Source organism: Parashewanella spongiae (assembly GCF_004358345.1).
Lineage (GTDB): Bacteria > Pseudomonadota > Gammaproteobacteria > Enterobacterales > Shewanellaceae > Parashewanella > Parashewanella spongiae.
Window position 1 is genome coordinate 3,994,185 of sequence record NZ_CP037952.1, and the last position, 18,918, is coordinate 4,013,102.

Here is an 18,918-nt window from a genome sequence, read left to right on the forward strand (position 1 = left end):
AGTTGCACGTACGGCTCTTAGGAGGGCGGCATCCGGTAACAGGTGTCGACTATCCGACAAAACCAATTTACGCACAATTTCATTATTTTTTGTTCCAGTCTGAGATACAACGATGAGCTATGAAACGGCTCCCCTGTGCGGAGAATATTTTCTGTTATACATTTATAGAATGCCTTAAAGCTGAATATTTTTGTATTTATCTTTTTAGTGCGTTATTTCTTAGCCTGTTAATTCATTCACTTATTGAGTAATGTGATGGCGACAGTGCGCACTCCTGCTGAGCAACAATCAACATATAGATTCATGCTTAAAAGTCTCCAAGAATACCCAAGCGAAGCCGTATTATATCTGAACTTTGAGGTTTCAAAGTTTGATAGTGATGAATACTTACAACAGTGTTATCAACTATTAAGCAAAACCGATAGACAAAATCTGTATGACTTTTTCAACAATAAACCATCATCGACTCGCTTTAACTCTCGCACACGAGAGACTCATTATTGTAAGAAGCCAAGTAATGTTTACCGACGTTTTACAACTGAGCCCCGTCCCATTACTCCAAAATCGAGCACTCGATATACCAAGCAAATACAGCAACCACCTTCCTCCTCTAATTCCTTTTTTACTCAGACCAGTGCGCTTATTCACTCTTGGAAACTTAAACAGAAAAGCAAAAATCAACTGGGTATTGATTTAAATGCATTAATTGGTAGTTGCGCTAAACTTTCGCAACTTATTGAAATCATTCACACTTTAAAAAACGACAAACAGGTCATGGAAACATCATGGGACATAAGGTTAATCCATAAACTGTTACACAAAGCCGCCGAGTTTTCTGACAGTCATTCATCTAATTTCGACGGCATTTTTAGTGACATAATACGATTTAAATCGTCCTATGAAGCAAAAACATGCACACTATTACTGAAATTAATTAAGTTAAATTTAAATTTTTCAGATGCCAAAGGATTGGTGCTAGGCAATGCAGCTGAAGCCAGCGTAATGCAACAATGGAGCGTTGAGCCTAATGCTGCCATCTACAATGCCTTTATCACGGTATGCGCTAAAACTGGCCAGTTTGATAGTGCTTGGCAACTGGTGTGTGGCAATAAGCCCGTGATGGCACCTCATTTGTCATTAAAGGCCAATCAAATCACCTGCATGAATTTGCTGACGGCCTGCGCTGAAATGGAGCGTTATGCTGAAGCCAAATCATTGGTGTTGGGCGATGGCGATACAGCCAGCTTAATGCAACAATGGGGCATCAAGTCTAATGTTGCCATTTACAGCGTATTTATCACGGTATGCGCTAAAACTGGCCAGTTTGATAGTGCTTGGCAACTGGTGTGTGGTGATAAGCCCGTGATGGCACCTTACCTACCACTAAAGGCAGATTCAATCACCTGCCTGAATTTGCTGACGGCCTGCGCTGAAACGCGGCGTTATGCTGAAGCCAAATCATTGGTGTTGGGCGATGGCGATACAGCCAGCTTAATGCAACAATGGGGCATCAAGCCTAATGTTGCCATTTACAGCGTCTTTATCACGGTATGCGCTAAAACTAACCAGTTTGATAGAGCTTGGCAACTGGTGTGTGGTGATAAGCCCGTGATGGCACCTCATCTACCACTAAAGGCAGATTCAATCACCTGCCTGAATTTGCTGAACGCTTGCGCTGAAATGGAACGTTATGCTGAGGCCAAGTCATTGGTATTTGGCGATACAGATACAGCCAGCTTAATGCAGCAGTGGGACATCAAGCCTAATGTTGCCATTTACAGCGCCTTTGTCACGGTATGCGCTAAAACGGGCCAGTTTGATAGTGCTTGGCAACTGGTGTGTGGTGACAAGCCTGTGATGGCACCTCATTTGTCATTAAAGGCCTGTCAAATCACCTGCCTGAATTTGCTGACTGCCTGCGCTGAATCGGGGCGTTATGCAGAAGCCAAATCATTGGTGCTGGGCGATAAAGGTACAGCCAGCTTAATGCAACAATGGGACATCAAGCCTAACGTTGCCATTTACAGCGCCTTTATTACGGTATGTGCTAAAACTGGCCAGTTTGATAGCGCTTGGCAACTAGTGTGCGGTAATAAGCTCGTGATGGCACCTCATTTGCCATTAAAAGCCAATCAAATCACCTGCATGAATTTGCTAACGGCCTGCGCTGAAGTAAAGCGTTTTACAGAAGCCAAATCATTGGTGCTGGGCGATAAAGGTACAACAAGCTTAATGCAACAATGGGACATCAAGCCTAATGTTGCCATTTACAGCGCCTTTATCACGGTATGCGCTAAAACGGGCCAGTTTGATAGTGCTTGGCAACTGGTGTGTGGTGATAAGCCAGTGATGGCACCTCATCTACCACTAAAAGCAGATTCAATCACCAGCATGAATTTGCTGACGGCCTGCGCTGAAACGGGACGTTATGCCGAAGCCAAGTCATTGGTGTTGGGCGATGACGATACAGCTACAGCCAGCTTAATGAAACAATGGGGCATCAAGCACAATGTTCCCATTTACAATGCCTTTATCAAGGTATGCGCTAAAACGGGCCAGTTTGATAGTGCTTGGCAACTGGTGTGTGGCAATAAGCCCGTGATGGCACCTCATTTGTCATTAAAGGCCAATCAAATCACCTGCATGAATTTGCTGACGGCATGCGCTGAAACGGGGCGTTATGCAGAAGCCAAATCATTGGTGTTGGGCGATACAGCTACAGCCAGCTTAATGCAACAATGGGGCATAATATCTAATGTTGTCATTTACAATGCTTTTATCAGGGTATGCGCTAAAACTGGCCAGTTTGATAGTGCTTGGCAACTGGTGTGTGGTGATGAGCCCGTGATGGCACCTCATTTGCCATTAAAAGCCGATAAAATCACCTGCATGTATTTGCTGACGGCTTGCGCTGAAGCGGAGCGATATGCCGAAGCCAAATCATTGGTGTTGGGCGATGGCGATACAGCCAGCTTAATGCAACAATGGAGCATCGAGCCTGATGTTGCCGTTTACAGCGCATTTATCACGATATACTCTAAAACTGGCCAGTTTGATAGTGCTTGGCAACTGGTGTGTGGTGATAAGCCCGTGATGGCACCTCATCTACCACTAAAGGCAGATTCAATCACCTGCCTGAATTTGCTGACGGCCTGCGCTGAAGCGGAGCGATATGCCGAAGCCAAATCATTGGTGTTGGGCGATGGCGATACAGCCAGCTTAATGCAACAATGGAGCATCAAGCCTGATGTTGCCATTTACAATGCTTTTATCACGGTATGCGCTAAAACTGGCCAGTTTGATAGTGCTTGGCAACTGGTGTGCGGTGATAAGCTCGTGATGGCACCTCATCTACCACTAAAGGCAGATTTAATCACCTGCATTAATTTGCTGACGGCTTGCGCTGAAGCGGGGTGTTATGCAGAAGCCAAATCATTGGTGTTGGGCGATGACGATACAGCTACAACCAGCTTAATGCAACAATGGGGCATCAAGCCTGATGTTGCCATTTACAATGCCTTTATTAAAGTAGGTATTAAGGCTAAGGAATTTGACACTGAAATATGGTCTTTAGAAAAAATAATGAACAAATGTGACATGAGTACTCCTTCACAAATACATGCTCAACTTGCGCCGCTTGAAAAAAATAATTTTGCAAGCATGATTGATAAAGGGATAACAGAAGGAATATATAAAAAGAATGTTGGCTTAACGAATCATTGTATCGATTTGCATACGGATAAAATCGTCGAAGAACATTCAGGCAATGTTACACATATTCGAGGTGTTCCATTAGTTTTCGCAAAACTATTATTTTGTTACCACAAAAAAAACAATGAACCCAACATAACATCGATCATAACTGGATACCATGGCAATAATACGTTAAAAAATGGAATGATAAGTTTTCTCAAAGATGAATTTGGGCTTGAGTTTATCGAGGATAAGTTCAACTCTGGAATGATAGTATTGAGAGAGTCTAGCTATTAACTTGATACTAGCGAGCACACTTTTTAGTGTGTGCATCATAAAATAAACATCATGTAGAGTAGGCTACTGGCTTCGCTATCGCTTATCCAGCAGCCCCTCTTCGATTCCGTGCATGAGGTTTTCCCTCACACGGCTCTGTTGTTACACTTCTCTCAGCCCCTTCACTTTGCTTATCATCTTGTCGTGGGTAAATACTCAAGACCAGCTTGGCGTAATTTTTCGTAAGCACCTCGTGATAGATACTTGCTTCGACGTTGACTTAAGCGACGATGCCAGCGATAGAACCGGTTTACTACAAATCCATTTATTCTGAAAAATACACCTCTGGGATAACCTATCCCACCAAAATAGTGTTTCCATCCCCTCAGAACTTGATTAACCTTATTTATCAGTACGCCAAGTGTATTTGAGGTTCGGTGTTTCACTATGTCTCTGATTTTATTTTTCAGCTTTGTTTGGCTCTTCTTAGACGCCTCTATCTTGATGTAACTGGTGCCTTTGATGAGGCCTGTGATCCGTTGAAAGTTAAAACCGAGGAAATCAAACTCATTCATCAGCTTTCCCATATCCACACAGTGGGTTTTACTTTGATTTAGCTTCAGACCTTCATAACTTAATTGCTGTGTTATTCAGTCCAGTTGCTCTTGTGTGTAGGTTTGCTTATGAAGTACAACAAAATCATCTGCATAGGTAACGATTTTACACGGTGTTTTTTCGTGTATTTTCAAACAGAAATCGTTGAGATAGATGTTAGCCAGTAGTGGAGAGATAACTCCGCCTTGTGGAGTGCCACATCGGCTTGCTTCTATTCGCCATTTCCCGTTGACCGTCTCTATGCTGATGGGCGCTTTGATAAAGCTTTTCAGTAAACTCAGAAAGCTGCTGTCGCTTATTCGCCTTTCTATTTTTGTCATCAACTTAGCGTGCGGAATGGTATCGAAATAGGCGCTCAAGTCAGCATCGAGTACGTGCTGATAGCCTTGTTTTAGGCTCATTTCAATGACTTTTACCGCTTGCTGGGCGCTTCGACATGGACGATAACCATAACTGTGTTCATGTAAATGAGGTTCGTAGACGGGTTGCATCACTATTGTCATCGCCATTTGCACAATTCTGTCACTGATTATCGGGATCCCAAGTTTCCGCGTTTTGCCGTTGTCTTTGAGTATTTCTACTCGTTTGACTGGGCTAGGTCGATAGTTTTTCTGTTGTAATTGAGTTTGAATTTCTTTTAACAGCGCAACGACTTTCTTTTGCTGCTCTAGATAACTGAATGTGATGCCATCAATTCCTGCTCCGCCTTTATTGGCTTTGCATCGTCGATAGGCTTCTTCGAGTATATCTAGGCGACTGAGTTTATCGTACAAGCTGTAAAATCGAAGCTCCGAGTTAAGCTTTGAGCGTAAGTAAAGTTTTCGCTGTAATATTCTGATATTTACTGGAGTGTTAGCCATATGGCAATTTCACCTCAAAAGTTACGTTAAAAAACGGGTGTAACACTGAGCCCCTTCCCTGATGTAAAGTTATGTTGTCTTCACGGTTAACGGTACTATGGGCTCATCCGACTGCCTGAGCGCCCTATCTGAAATTTCGGTTTACCTTATATTCGGATAGTGCAAGTCACTACCTTCCAACACTCAGGCTCTCCCACGTTCACTTTATTTCCTTCAATACATGCCACTTCATATTACGCCGGAAGATCAAACAGATGCATTTACCAGTTGCTTCTCTGTTTGTGTCAGGGTTCGTCAACTAGGAAAGACTCCCCATCTTCATTTTTTGATTTACGACGCTTAACTGAATTCGCTTGATGCTGCGGCCTACATTGCATCTCAACCTTTATTCAAGGCCTTTGTCACAGGGCTTCATGTCATAGCGGTTACCCATTATGCATGCCCGTCAGATTTCGGGATGAACTGGTAATTATCCCGTCAGGTACGTTTCAACCTGATGGACTTATTATAAATAATAACGTTGCTGTCTCTGGTTTATGGCCATGTAATCGCTTGGCTGCGTATACGTTGAGACAAATCCCGCAACAGAATAAAGCGCTTCGTGGCGCTCCCTAGAAACATCAGTTGACTGCGTTCTTAAGCGTAGAAAAAATGGCTGATAGTAAGGCGTAGCTTGCAGCAAGTAGTTATTCTACTTGCAAAAGTCACAACGCAGATAGCAGTCATTTAGCAAGCTTATGAGCGTAGAGCACTTCACTCATTGGGTGAAAGCCATGATGACAAAATCATCATATTGCTCAAACAGTTACTCGTATACTCAGTAACTTCTCAATAACCCGTGGCAAAACATCGAAATTGTAACAGTTAGTTACGATCGCAAGATCATGCTTGACCGATCTTGCCATGCTTTCATAATGCCTTTAAATTAATCTAATCATTGTTTAACTTGAAACTACCACTTCCCGATTTTTCCAATTCAGTATGCTCAAAATGTCGACCTATCGTCGAAGCACTGCAGCAAATCATTGAGCTTCAAGCTCAAGAAATTGTCGAGCTTAAAAATCAAGTTGAAATTCTGGAAGATGAAATGCGAGAACTCAAAAAACTCAGCAAAAAACCTAAATTCAAGCCCAGCGGAATGGACAAAGGCACGGATCCAGACGAAGACCAAAATAAAGATGATGACGACACTGGCTCTGATAAAAAGCGTTCAAGTAAGGGATGCTGCAACTTAGGTTATACCGGCGTATAATCCAAACAGTGTAATTTACGGTTGCAGCAAAATGTCTACTTCAATTTACCTTTCTAGTGAGTCCAAAAGGATAATTAAACTTGCATCCAGTAAACTTCATAGGATCGAAAAAAGAGTTTTTATGGCCGAAGTATCCAAAACCTTCTGCTGTGGAAGCCCACGCTTAACTGAAACAGAGTTCGGCTGGTGTCGGAAGGCTGTTACACTTGGGCTTCATGAACAAGAAACTGGGTTTGAATGTTTCGGACACTATGGCTGAAAACCGGAAAGAAACTTGAAGCTTTCCAAGTCTTCGGCTGGGTCAGTAAACATTGCGTGATCATTGAAAGACCACTTAGGGAAATCCACTTTTACATCACCAAGGTCAGTAACGTGAATTGCCAACATCATGGTGCTCGACTGGAATACATAGAAGTAGTCCTTGTCGGTCTTACCTTCGATAAGGTGGCGAGATTGAACTGTAAGCTCGTACTCTTCCCCCTCATAAATGGTATCCAAGTAAACCAGAGCCTTATCTTTCTTCAGATATATTTCAGCAGGATGCTTATCGCCAAAGAAAGGTAGTAAATCATCGCTAGTCGAATCCGAACCAAAAATACTAAATGCGTTAATCATAATTTTTCCTCCGTTATTTGTTAATGCTCACGATAAACAGACCTGATGCACAGTTCTATAGAGCCGAGCTTCTATGGACTGCTGTATCGTGAAAAAATACATAAAGTAAATTGTTAAAGAGCTTTTGCCAGAGGGTATCGGTTAACCTGAATTACCCTATTCAGCGAACGAGTGGAATAATGCCAGTTGACTAGCTCAATGTAATTTCACGCTTAAGATCCGTAAAAAAATGAAAAAGCTTCTCACAGATGCAACTAGTTGAAATAATGAGAGTTTATGATTAAGGAAACGAACAAACTTATCGAAGAATAAATTGTATTGCATGAAGTATGGAGAATACTAAAGCTATACCAAGAGTACGAAAAGGCTAGATTTAAGTATGAATCGCTAATAAACGATAAAGGTAAAAAAAAGGAAGCGGAGAAAATTCTTCCGTACCTTAAAACTCAAGTTAACCAATTTCACAATGATATTTTTGCAGCATACCATTTGATAAGGGATGTCGCAGTTCAAATAATACCAATTTAAATTTCAACGCTTAATTTGTCATACCTGCGAACGCAGGTATCCAGCGACTTGTGCCCAAATTAACCAAAGACTCTGGACTCCTGCGTTCGCAGGAGTGACGATAAAATTGGTATACATTCTTCCGCCACGTCCCTAAAAGAAAATCAGATTGAGTTACCATTTGAACTGTTCGTTTTTATCAAGGGTTACGAATTAGGTCGTAGTCATGCAAACGCTAAAAAAATTGGCTAACTGACTTTAAGGACACTTTAAGTGAAGAGCTTGATGATGAAAAACTGGAAGTTGATGATGAAAATATATCAGAATTTACTGAGTATACTCTCATGGTAGATCTTCTAGTGGAATCTGTTAAACTCGGCATCAAAGATAAAGAAGGTAATAAAAAGCCGCTGTATGAAGGTGAACCAGTTGCTTATGTAGAAAATACTCTAGGTCATAAACTCGATCACCGAAAATTTGGATACCTAATGGGTTTCCACTATAAAAAAGCCAATGAATTGAAATATTACAAACGGTTTATTGAGAAGGCATTCAATCAGAGTGACTCAAAAGTAAACAAAGCGTTTGCTACCTATGAACTTAAAAAAATCATTAATTGTCGATTGACCCAACCGACTCTGGCTGAACTTGATCAGAAAGCAAACGTTAATTCATCAGAAGAGAAATCTGATTAATTAGATTTTGAATCACTTCGCCCCTAATCCTATTGTCATTTTTCTGCGATAACTGTAGGTTACGGTTTTCGCTACATGGATTTTTGACATTAGGATTTAACTTATATGAAATGATTAGTCCCACCTCTGGTGGTCTCAAAAAAAAAGGCATAATGATACCAATTACATTGATTAATTGCTTAACTCAGAACTATATACGAACGAAATTGATGAAAGCATAGTTGTTCTAACTTAAGACAATTTTGTGAAGTAATTTGTCAACATACAAGTTCCCAAGGTGCAAGGCTAAAGTCTTCCACTACTGTGTTGTATATTCTTGAATTATCCCGATAGCACTTCGAATATATGCATAGCTGTGAAAGCTTTATCTCTTGCTGAGAGAGAGGTTACTTACTGTAATTGTTACAAATATTTAAACTGTTTAAGAAGGCTAAGATGAAGACGAACAAAGCAAAAGTTTTATTACTTTCCTCAGCCATTGCAACGACATTACTCGTCGGTTGTGGCCAACAACAAGAACAACAAAAGTCAGTTGAGACTGTTCGCCCAGTTGAAGTTTATAAAGTAAAACCCGCTTCAGCATTAACTACTTGGAAATTTCCTGCAACTGTTGCAGCATACAAATCTACTGATCTTGCCTTCAATTCTGGCGGTAAGTTGATTGAATTTAATATCACTCAAGGACAACGTGTCAAAAAAGGTCAGCTACTTGCCTCTGTTGATCCTCGTGACTATAAAATCCAGTTAGAATCAGTAAGAGCTAACTACACACAAGCAAAGAATGCGTATAACCGTGGCCAACAGCTCATTAAGAATTCAACTATTTCTAAAAACGATTTTGAGCAGCTAGAGTCACAGTACAAAGTCGCAAAATCACAGTTTGAGTCAGCCGAAAAGTCCCTAAAAGACACTAAGCTTTATGCGCCGTATGATGGAGCTATTTCTAGCACCAGTGTTCAAAACCACGATACAGTGGCTGGCGGTCAATCTATCATTTCACTTATTGATTCCAGTAAATACAGTGCAAAATTCGATATTTCAGCAGATCGCCTTAATTATCTGAAGAAGCGTGAACCTAAAGGCGCTAACGTTGTATTCAATACCTTTAATAATGAGAGAGCTGCTGCTGACTTTAAAGAAATTTCTTTATTGCCTAGCAGTAACCAATCCTATGAAGTAACGCTTTCATTTACACCTCCGACAGATATTGCAGTTCTTCCAGGAATGAGCGTTCAAGTACAAATTGAAAATGATTCGGCATCAAGTGCAAAAGCCATGTTTGTACCAACAAAAGCAGTCATTAGTACAGGCAAAGAAACCTATGTTTGGAAAGTTGATTCACAAACTATGACAGCTCACAAACAAGACATCATTCTCAGTAACAGTATCGGTGAGTTTGTAACTGTAGCTTCTGGTTTGAAAGGTGGTGATCAGATTATTACCGCTGGTGCTCCATATGCTGTAGAAGGTATGAAAGTCTCAATTTGGCAACAAGGGAAGTAATATGAATATTGCAGAATTTTCAATTCGCAATAAAGTCCTTTGCGCTATTGCGATTATCGTAACGCTTCTTGCTGGTTGGAATGCATTTAAGAATATGGTTCGACTTGAAGACCCTGAGTTTATTATTCGTCAGGCTCAAGTAATTACCTACTACCCTGGAGCAACACCTAAGCAAGTCGCTGAAGAAGTTACTGACCCACTTGAAACAGCCATTCAGCAGCTTGCCGAAGTGAAAGAAATTACTTCAGTTTCCAGTAACGGTAAGTCTGAGATCAGCGTTGAAATTAAGTACGAAGCCTCAAAGAGCAAAAACCAGTTGCAAACCGTTTGGACAAAACTAAGAAACAAAGTTAACGACGCTAGACGTTCACTACCACCTGGTGCCAGTGACTCCATCGTCGCTGATGACTTTGGTGATTTGTTTGGTATGTATTACTTTGTTACTGGTGAGGACTATAGTATTGCTCAACTTCGTACTTATGCTAAGTCTTTTAGAGACGAACTGCTTCAAGTACCTGGAATAGCTAGAGTTCAGCTTGCGGGCGAATCAAGCCCTGCTATCTATGTCGCTTTCTCTCGTGAAAAAATGCAAGCATTGGGTGTTTCTGTTAGTCAGATCTATCAAAGCCTACAGCAACGTAACATTGTCGTTGATGCAGGTAATACCCGTGTCGGCGATTTAAGAATGTCAATTACTCCAACTGGTGGCATTGATTCAATTCAAGATTTGAACAACACCCTGATCAGCACATCTGATAAAGGTAATTTGATTCACTTAAGCGACATTGCCACGGTTACTCATGGTGAAAAACAACCAGATAGCACTATCATGTATTTCAATGGCAAGCGTGCTATTGCTATTGGTGTATCTGCGGTAAGCGGTGAAAACGTTGTTAAATTAGGTAAACGTGTAGAAGCTAAAGTTGCTGAATCTGTAAGTGCTCGTCCTCTTGGTATGCAAGTGGAACAGTTCTATCAACAAGGGCAAGAGGTAGAAGCTTCAATCAATAACTTCGTTGAGAACGTAATTGCTGCATTAGCTATTGTAGTCATCACCCTGCTTATCTTTATGGGCATGCGTCCGGCAATCGTAATTGGTGCTATTCTATTGCTTACCATTGCCGCCACACTTGCTGTGATGAACATTTCTGGTATTCCAATGCACCGCATCTCATTAGGCGCATTGATTATCGCACTGGGTATGATGGTAGACAACGCCATTGTTGTTACTGAAGGCATGCTAATAGGTATTAACAAAGGTGAAAACAAACTCGCTGTTGCTAAACGCATTATTAAACAGACGATTTGGCCGTTATTAGGCGGAACACTTGTTGGTTGTGTTGCTTTTGCGCCTATTGGTTTTGCTCCGGGTAGTACAGCCGAATTCACAGGCAGTTTATTCTGGGTGATTTTCATTTCACTGATTTTCAGTTGGGTGTTTGCTATTACTTTGACACCATTATTCTGTCATGACCTATTTAAACAGCCTAAGACAGCATCAGGTGAATACACTGATAGTGCTCTGAGCGTTAAATACAAAGCGTTCGTTCGCAATGCAATTCAGCATCGCTGGAAAGTAATTTCACTTACTGTAGCCTTATTTGTAGCTTCTGTTTATGGATTCAATTTTGTTAAAAGTGGTTTCTTCCCTGCGTCTACTACACCGCAGATTGTGGTTGACTTCTGGATGCCAGAAGGAACAGATATTAAAACCACACAAGACAGGATGAAGAAGCTGGAAACTTATCTGCAAAAGCTTGAGCATGTAAATACTGTTGAAACTTCTGTTGGCGCAGGTGGCTTGAGGTATATGCTGGTTTATCCACCACAGTCTCCAAACAGCTCATACGGGCAGGCACTTGTTATTGTTGATGATTACAAAAACATTGATGCCATGCTCGGCAAAATCCAACAACATATTGATAATGAGTTTCCTGCTGCACAAGCTAAAGTTTGGCGCTTCCAATTAGGCCCAGTTGGTGGTTCTAAGATTCAAGTTGAATTCTCAGGTCCAAATCCATCAGTACTTAGAGACTTAGCCGATCAAGCTAAAGCAATCATGCATCATGATGGGGGTGCGATTTCCATTAAAGATAACTGGCGTCAGCAAGTTGCAGCCATTGAGCCTATTTTCAATGAAGCAAAAGCCAGACAAGCGGGTGTGACTCGACAAGATATCGCTCAAGCGCTTAAACAAACTTATAGCGGCCGTGATATTGGTGTGTACCGTGATGGAAATACTTTGGTGCCAATCATTGCTATCGCACCACACGATGAGCAGGTTGATCTAGCCGATATTGGTCAAGTGCAGGTATTAAGTAGCAGTGGCGCAGTAGTCAGTCTTGATTCGGTAGTGAGCGGATTTAAAACGGTATGGCGTGATAACTTAATGCGCCGTGAAAATCGCAGCTGGATGATTAAAGCAGAGGCCGATCCACTTCCTGGTGAACTTGCTTCTGACTTACGAAATCGCCTTGTACCACAAATGGATAAAATCCAACTTCCTAATGGTTACAAAATGGAATGGGGTGGCGAATACAAAGATTCTAAAGATTCACAAGATGACTTAGCCAGTACCTTACCTCTTGGTTTGGGAACCATGGTAATTATCGTGTTCTTGCTGTTTGGAACGGTTAAACAACCAGTACTGATTTGGTGTGTTGTTCCACTTGCGTTAATTGGTGTTGTAGTCGGTCTTTTATCTACTGGTATTCCTATGGAATTTATGGGGATTTTAGGTCTACTTTCTTTATCTGGCCTTTTGGTCAAGAATGCCATCGTCTTGGTTGATCAAATTGATTTAGAGATTAAAGAAGGAAAACCGAGACTTGATGCAATTGTTGATGCGGCCACAAGCCGTGTTCGCCCGGTAACCATGGGCGCTCTCACTACAGTATTAGGCATTATTCCACTGTTCTTTGATGCGTTCTTTAAATCAATGTCAGTCGTACTAGGTTTTGGTTTAACCTTTGCGACATTATTGACTCTGATTGTTATGCCAGTGCTTTACAGTGTTTTCTTTAAAGTTGGTAATGATGAGCGTAAAACAGCTATGTAGGTAAAACACTATATAAAATGGACTTGTCATGGAATAAATCTGAAATTATTTCATGACAAATCCAGATGTCGTTATAAAGGTGCGGAATGCTCCAATGCCTCTGCTACCAAGTCTCGATAAGTGCAGACAATTTGATAATCACTCTTTTGAGCTCCACTACCATCACCGCCGCCAAAGCTAATAACTTGACGTAAATGTGGGGTTGATTTTTTGGTTAAGAACTTGGAGATTCCACTTAGATAGTTCCCAGGGTAGTGGGCTAATTTAGTGGTAGGCATGAATATCAATCCCAAATTCTACTCGATTGATTAACAAACCTATTACCGTATCGTGCATACTTTCTAACTTTGAAAAACAAATCGTTCTTCGTGCTAATCTTTTAATCCAAGTTCTAAAATTGAGGTTTTTCCTCTCAATCTTTTGGGTATTAGTTTTTCCTACTTCATGCTGTTCTGGTGGCAAATTTCGCTTATACGCACCCCAGTCATCGGTATAATATTTCTTTATGCCTAGTGGCTCGAGCAATGTCTGTAACTCTTTGAAAGCCTCGTCTGTTCTTTTCCCCAAGACATAAGCTACAACTGTATTCGTACTATGGTCTATGGCATGCCATAGCCACCTCTGGTTAACCTTTTTACCTACAAATGACCATTGCTCATCGATCTCTGCTTCTTCGCAGACCAACTCTATATCGATTTCAATGTTTGAGTTGCTATCTCTTTGAGTGTAATTAAGATTTACGTGGACAATGCTCTTTTCTTTTTTTTAATGGCGTTTATCACTGTATTCTTGTGTATATTTAACACTCTACCTGTATCCCTTATTCCGCTACCATTAAGTACCATGTCAATGGCTGTTTCTTTTACTCCATCTTCCCAAGCACGCTTAACATAATGAAGTAAGAATGTTTTTTTCGGGCACTCAGAGTTGGTACATAAATATCTTTGCTGCCCCTTTGGGCTTTTTCCTGCTTTTGATATTGAAGTACTTTGACAGTGAGGGCATTGAACATCTACAGAGTGACGCATGATATTCTCTAAAATAAATGAAACTAGAGTGAAACCATGATAGATCAATTCACTGCTTCAGCCCACTACCCAAGAAAGCAAGCACGTAGGCTTAAGGTATATCAGAAGTAATTCTTAAGTTAGTGCCATTGATCTATATCGAGATTTAAAACGGTATAAAGCTCAACCACAACCCAGCAAGAAAACAGAGTTAGAAAAGGAGTTTGAGCGAATTTTCACTCAAAAAACCAGTTATCAGCTTCTCAATCAACAACTGAAGCGATTACATAAACATAAATCATCATTGCTTCGAGTATTAGACCGACCAGAAATACCACTTCACACCAATGGCAGTGAAAACGACTTACGGGAACATGTAAAGAGACGAAAAATCTGCGGTGGGACGAGAAGTGATTTAGGGCGACAATGTAGAGATACATTTTCCAGCCTAAAGAAGACTTGTCGAAAACTGAAAATATCGTTTTGGCAATATCTTCAGGATCGACTTCCAATGAGCAATAGTATTCCATCCTTGGGAGAATTGGTGCTGAAAAAAACGAGGGCTGCCACGGGTTATTGAGAAATTACCCAATCTTAAGTTAACTAATTGAAAAATAAAGACTCATAGTTTCCAACTAGTATTGCTGTTATCAGTGTGATTAAGTATTTAAATTTTAGACAATTGAGGTACTTTTAAGCGACAGAATAAGCTTTATAGAGATATATTGTCTAAAATTATCTTAAATTCTTGTCTATTTTTTTAATACTCGAACACATTTGAATAAGTGCAATAGGCGGGTGGTGACAATAAGTCACCACCCGTTTGTTCATAATTTCAGGTACCTATAAAAAACAGCTTTGAAGAGCATCGTTATTTTGAGCTAAATATGCAATTTTTAAAGTCTGCTTAACTGAACACAACAGTTTTCTTTAATCATTTCCAATACGAATCGTTTTTTTAAGTGTGAAGGATGTTAGAAAAATCTATTACTAAAAAGCTCTGTACTTACAGGCATATCCACTTTTACAACTTAATTTTTAGAACGAAAAATTTTATCATTCAATCCAATAACTTCACTGCAAAAAATTTCACCAAAGCCATCTCCAGTCCTTAACAGGCATTCAAGTATTAAAAACTCAATTTCCAATCTATTTGTCTTTTCTGAAAAAGCTCTCCAGCGCCAGATACCATAATTTGGATCGAAAAAATATAGGTCAGGTACGTGCCCATCTTCTTTTGAACTTTCAATCGGATAATGAAGCACAACAACCACAGCATGATTGGAAGAAGTTAATACAAGCTCTTTTTTCTCCCTAAGTTTTGAAAAAAACAGTTCACGATTAAGGCGAGGAATGAATTGCTTTTCAGTAAACACGGATAATTTTGTTTTGTTTTGAATGAAATCTGAACACTTTATCTGTAAATAATGTATTTTCTCTGGATACATAGTCCACTTATAAGCATGTTCTTGTTTCATTACATAATTCATCGGATTGTTTTTTTTTGCTGCGAATTGTAAAAAATGTAAACAAAGCCCTCCACACACGCCATCTTGATTTAAGCTCGGATAATCTACCGTAATATGGTATTGACCGAAGTGATAAAAATCAGCTTGATGGTGATGCACTGGCTCATAAAAAACCTCAGCCTCATAATGACTAAATTTGTGCTTCCTTTTTGCTTCAGCAGTAATTATGCTGGGAGGCTCGTTTTTTACTATCGTTTTCGTGAGTTCAGAAATACCTGTAATTCCAGCTGCTCTCAACTGTAATTCAACAAATTTTATTTCGTCTTCTAAAATACAATCCTTGATATTCTGCCATAATACAGGATTAAAACACTCGCTTCTTACCAACTCAGCCAAAACCAAATGAATAGGACCTGTTCTGCGATATAAAGTAATTATATCTTTGGTAGAATCGATATGTTTGCTTAATAATATGACCCAAAAACGTGTCGTTGATGGTAACTTTGAAACTACTTTTTTGTTTCCCTCCTTTAATAACACATTAATCAGAAGTGGGTGTTTATTGACTAATTGAATTAAGGAGGAGTTGGATAATACATCTGCGCATTCGTAGTAATCAATCATTATACAACACACAAAATCACATGCTAAACCTAAAGTTAACCAATTTTGTTCATAATTTAGCAGTTGAAACCTTTGCATTCGTTCAATGAGATCCAAAATCATTGCACAGTTAGATTCGTCCAAGTCTGCATTTTCAATTAATTTTACAATTTGCGCAAAAGTTAATTTAATCTTATTGTTAGAAAAACTTTGTAGTAACTCTTTAGATAAAATTTTTGAGCAATAGATAGTTTCATATCCTACTTTTTCCATAATAAAGTGAAGTCGTTTAGAATCTTCTCTAGGAAATAGCTGAGGGTGACAATGTAATATGTTTACAATATCATCGGAATCGAGTAAATCCAAAAATTGACGGTATTTGTCATCTGTGAATACAGCTCTAGCAACATTTGGGTAAGTTTTACAAGCAAATACAATACTATTTTTATCAAGCTTATCCCAACTTGATTCATCACTTACAATTTCATTGAAATGGGCTAGATTCACAATAGTTGTATCTCCATTTGGAACAAGGTGCGGCCATATTCTAAAATACTTTAACGCTTCATCTCGATTCTTTTTCTGAAGTAAATATCGATGTAACGGATCTATGAAATCACATTTCGTAAATTGCCTCCAAGCCATAGATAAAATCAACTGATATTGTCGCGAAATGTTATTATTAAAATCAAATACCTCTGGGCGTTCTAACAATAATGAGGGACTATACAGGCTGCAGCCTAATTTAACTGGACGAGTGACGTATTTAAAAATCTTTTTCCCTAAAAGGTTTAATAAGGCGCACTTAACAAGATCATTATCGCCTTCAAGGATTTTTTTTACCGACTTATAAGTTATCAACTCCGGATAATGACGCATACAAAAATACAATATATCTTCGCGGTCATCCCTCTCTAGTGCCCATTGAAAAATACCGTCTTTCACTAAGTATTCGTTATTATTTGAACATAGGTGACTTAACGCCAATACACTTTGATCTAAAGTGTATTCATCCATATTTGAAAAATTAAGTTTTTTTAACTCATGCCATAATAAAAACCCTGCTTTCTCCCAATAACTTGCAACCATTCCACGCCAAGAAACACTCACATATCGATTTAATTTTCTTGCTACAAAGTCATCAGTAAAGAAGGGGTTAATAACACAAAGTTTAGCTAAAAAAGGAACCGCTTCTTTTGTTTTAAATTCGGGTGTACTAATTAATGTAGGAATAATGTCAGGGTGATAAAAGGCAATTTCCGCTTTTGCTTCGACTGATAATGTTTCATCCTGAATAAAATACAAAGCCGTTTTTTGCTCTAAACGTACAGCTAACACAACCTTCTGGCGTTCGGTCAACATTCGCTGATGTTTAACTACCGACAACCACTTTTCATGCTCCGTTGGTAACTCTAAGATTTCGATGACGAGTATATCTAAGTTTATTTCTTTTTCTTTTGGAGTGTAGGGCTTTCCTTTAACCGTTAATGCAGTCTTACCTATCATAGACCAGATTTGCTCAGCATAACCCCTCCCTGGCAGAAACAATAATTCGTCTGTTAAATCAACCAGTTGATTTATTATGGATTTTTTAGCAACTGAATTTTCGAATACATTTGGTACTTCAAGTAAACATATACAGATATTTGAGCTCATTCTGAGTAAATTAACATCCTCTATATTCATTTCTTCTTCATCAATAATTTGGTTTGAAACTGTCGCTACAAATTCAGATAACTCTTTAGCAACAATGAGATTAGAAATCACTATGTTAAATAAGTGATTCAATTCATCACCCAAGCATGATTCAGCGTATATTCTATCCTTTAACTCAATCAAAGTAGACATTATTAATGCATAGTCAAATACTTGCTTAGTGGACATTGTTTCATCATCGAAGCTCGAAAAATATCGCTGAGCACCTCGCCTAAGCAAATGGTAAACTTCCTTTTCATGCACTAAAGGCACATCATTTTCTGAGATGATAGAGGCCAATGACTCGATCTGTTTTTTTGATAACGCGCCTTCTGCACCAAATAAAAAACCAACTAACGCTTCGCCTTTATCACTGTCACAAAACTTAGCTTTAATAATATCTTCGAATACTGCTGGAATATGATGATGCCAAAGGTATATTTGCTCAACGGTCATTTTGAAACAAAAATGCATCTTTTCATCTATTTTGAGCAAAGCTAATTGCCTAAAAAGTTTATCCGAAAACTCTGGATTTTTGGATATTCGGAATGATATAAAGCTGGTTAATTTTTGAGCCGTCGTAAAACAGCATTCTGAGTCAGCGTTAGTAAGAGACTGATAAATTATTTTAGTTAAATTAGGGTCAATTAAGACTAAGTTAAATAAAACAGGTTCTGATAATGCACAAATCAAAGATTCATCACCTGACGAATGTATATGATGAGTCAAATAATGACTAAGCGCTTCGCGCTGTGGCAACTTAGGGAAAACATACCAAATTTTATTGATTTGTTTTGTAACTAACTGAACCTCCTTCCCCTCACAAACAAGTATTTCTAAATACTTAATTTGTTCTTGAAATACATGGTCAGTTATTAATGATGAAATGGGATTATCGAAAAACTTATGAATTACCTCTTTTTCTTTTCCCTCTTCCTTACCAATTGATAGTTTAAACTCTGTATTCGTTGAGTGAAGTATTGTATTTTCAATATCACTGACATCTTTACTTTCCGAGTTGATAGCTTTAACGTGCGCAGGGTTAGTATCAAGAACAATCGCCATTTAGC

General features: G+C 39.3%; 13 protein-coding genes. 7 read left to right on the plus strand and 6 right to left on the minus strand.

Annotated features, from left to right (window positions below; translation table 11 throughout):
* The first annotated feature begins 255 nt into the window (after window positions 1-255).
* On the plus strand, window positions 256-3,990 hold the full coding sequence (locus E2I05_RS15925) for a pentatricopeptide repeat-containing protein (RefSeq protein WP_121855185.1): 3,735 nt from the start codon (window positions 256-258) through the stop codon (window positions 3,988-3,990).
* 173 nt (window positions 3,991-4,163) lie between these two features.
* Here E2I05_RS15925 and E2I05_RS15930 read toward each other — a convergent pair whose 3' ends face one another.
* Both E2I05_RS15930 and E2I05_RS15935 read right to left on the minus strand, forming a co-directional pair.
* Window positions 4,164-4,544, minus strand: a complete 381-nt coding sequence (locus E2I05_RS15930; RefSeq protein WP_170179643.1) for a group II intron maturase-specific domain-containing protein — start codon at window positions 4,542-4,544, stop codon at window positions 4,164-4,166.
* A 75-nt stretch (window positions 4,545-4,619) separates the two neighbouring features.
* Window positions 4,620-5,444 (minus strand): reverse transcriptase domain-containing protein, encoded by an 825-nt coding sequence (locus tag E2I05_RS15935; RefSeq protein ID WP_133309747.1) that lies wholly within the window; start codon window positions 5,442-5,444, stop codon window positions 4,620-4,622.
* 946 nt (window positions 5,445-6,390) lie between these two features.
* Between E2I05_RS15935 and E2I05_RS15940 the strand changes: the two genes are divergently transcribed.
* The gene (locus tag E2I05_RS15940) at window positions 6,391-6,696 is read left to right on the plus strand and encodes a hypothetical protein (protein ID WP_121855068.1); all 306 of its coding nucleotides are present in this window, start codon (window positions 6,391-6,393) and stop codon (window positions 6,694-6,696) included.
* Window positions 6,697-6,817: 121 nt separating this feature from the next.
* Window positions 6,818-6,955, plus strand: coding sequence for a hypothetical protein (locus E2I05_RS22125; RefSeq protein ID WP_165905572.1), 138 nt, complete (start codon window positions 6,818-6,820; stop codon window positions 6,953-6,955).
* On the opposite strand, the gene E2I05_RS15945 is transcribed toward E2I05_RS22125, so the two are convergent.
* The gene (locus E2I05_RS15945; protein ID WP_121855069.1) at window positions 6,946-7,311 is read right to left on the minus strand and encodes a hypothetical protein; all 366 of its coding nucleotides are present in this window, start codon (window positions 7,309-7,311) and stop codon (window positions 6,946-6,948) included. The two genes, E2I05_RS22125 and E2I05_RS15945, sit on opposite strands and share 10 nt — an antisense overlap.
* A gap of 866 nt (window positions 7,312-8,177) precedes the next feature.
* On the opposite strand from E2I05_RS15945, the gene E2I05_RS15950 reads away from it, so the two are divergent.
* The 3 genes from E2I05_RS15950 to E2I05_RS15960 all read left to right on the plus strand — a co-directional run bounded on the left by E2I05_RS15950 (window position 8,178) and on the right by E2I05_RS15960 (window position 13,074).
* Window positions 8,178-8,513 (plus strand): hypothetical protein, encoded by a 336-nt coding sequence (locus E2I05_RS15950; RefSeq protein WP_145964475.1) that lies wholly within the window; start codon window positions 8,178-8,180, stop codon window positions 8,511-8,513.
* Between the two features lie 435 nt (window positions 8,514-8,948).
* A complete protein-coding gene (locus E2I05_RS15955; protein WP_121855072.1) occupies window positions 8,949-10,016 on the plus strand; it encodes an efflux RND transporter periplasmic adaptor subunit in 1,068 nt (355 codons plus the stop codon).
* Window position 10,017: 1 nt separating this feature from the next.
* On the plus strand, window positions 10,018-13,074 hold the full coding sequence (locus E2I05_RS15960) for an efflux RND transporter permease subunit (protein WP_121855073.1): 3,057 nt from the start codon (window positions 10,018-10,020) through the stop codon (window positions 13,072-13,074).
* A 71-nt stretch (window positions 13,075-13,145) separates the two neighbouring features.
* Here the strand turns inward: E2I05_RS15960 and E2I05_RS15965 are convergent, their stop codons facing one another.
* Together E2I05_RS15965 and E2I05_RS15970 are read right to left on the minus strand one after the other, a co-directional pair.
* The gene (locus E2I05_RS15965; RefSeq protein ID WP_121855074.1) at window positions 13,146-13,352 is read right to left on the minus strand and encodes a hypothetical protein; all 207 of its coding nucleotides are present in this window, start codon (window positions 13,350-13,352) and stop codon (window positions 13,146-13,148) included.
* Window positions 13,339-14,102 (minus strand): IS1 family transposase gene (locus E2I05_RS15970; RefSeq protein ID WP_425325189.1). Its coding sequence is split into 2 segments (ribosomal slippage): window positions 13,339-13,812 and window positions 13,815-14,102, totalling 762 coding nucleotides; the frame shifts between segments, so codons are not numbered across the junction. The genes E2I05_RS15965 and E2I05_RS15970 overlap by 14 nt, the downstream gene beginning before the upstream one ends.
* 127 nt (window positions 14,103-14,229) lie before the next feature.
* Here E2I05_RS15970 and E2I05_RS23075 point away from each other — a divergent pair.
* Window positions 14,230-14,661 carry an IS66 family transposase gene (locus tag E2I05_RS23075; protein WP_207805253.1) on the plus strand — a complete coding sequence of 144 codons (432 nt, stop codon included), beginning with the start codon at window positions 14,230-14,232 and terminating at the stop codon, window positions 14,659-14,661.
* 451 nt (window positions 14,662-15,112) lie between these two features.
* Here E2I05_RS23075 and E2I05_RS15980 read toward each other — a convergent pair whose 3' ends face one another.
* Entirely contained in the window at window positions 15,113-18,913 is a 3,801-nt protein-coding gene (locus E2I05_RS15980) for a hypothetical protein (protein ID WP_121852020.1), read from the minus strand.
* Window positions 18,914-18,918 lie beyond the last annotated feature (5 nt).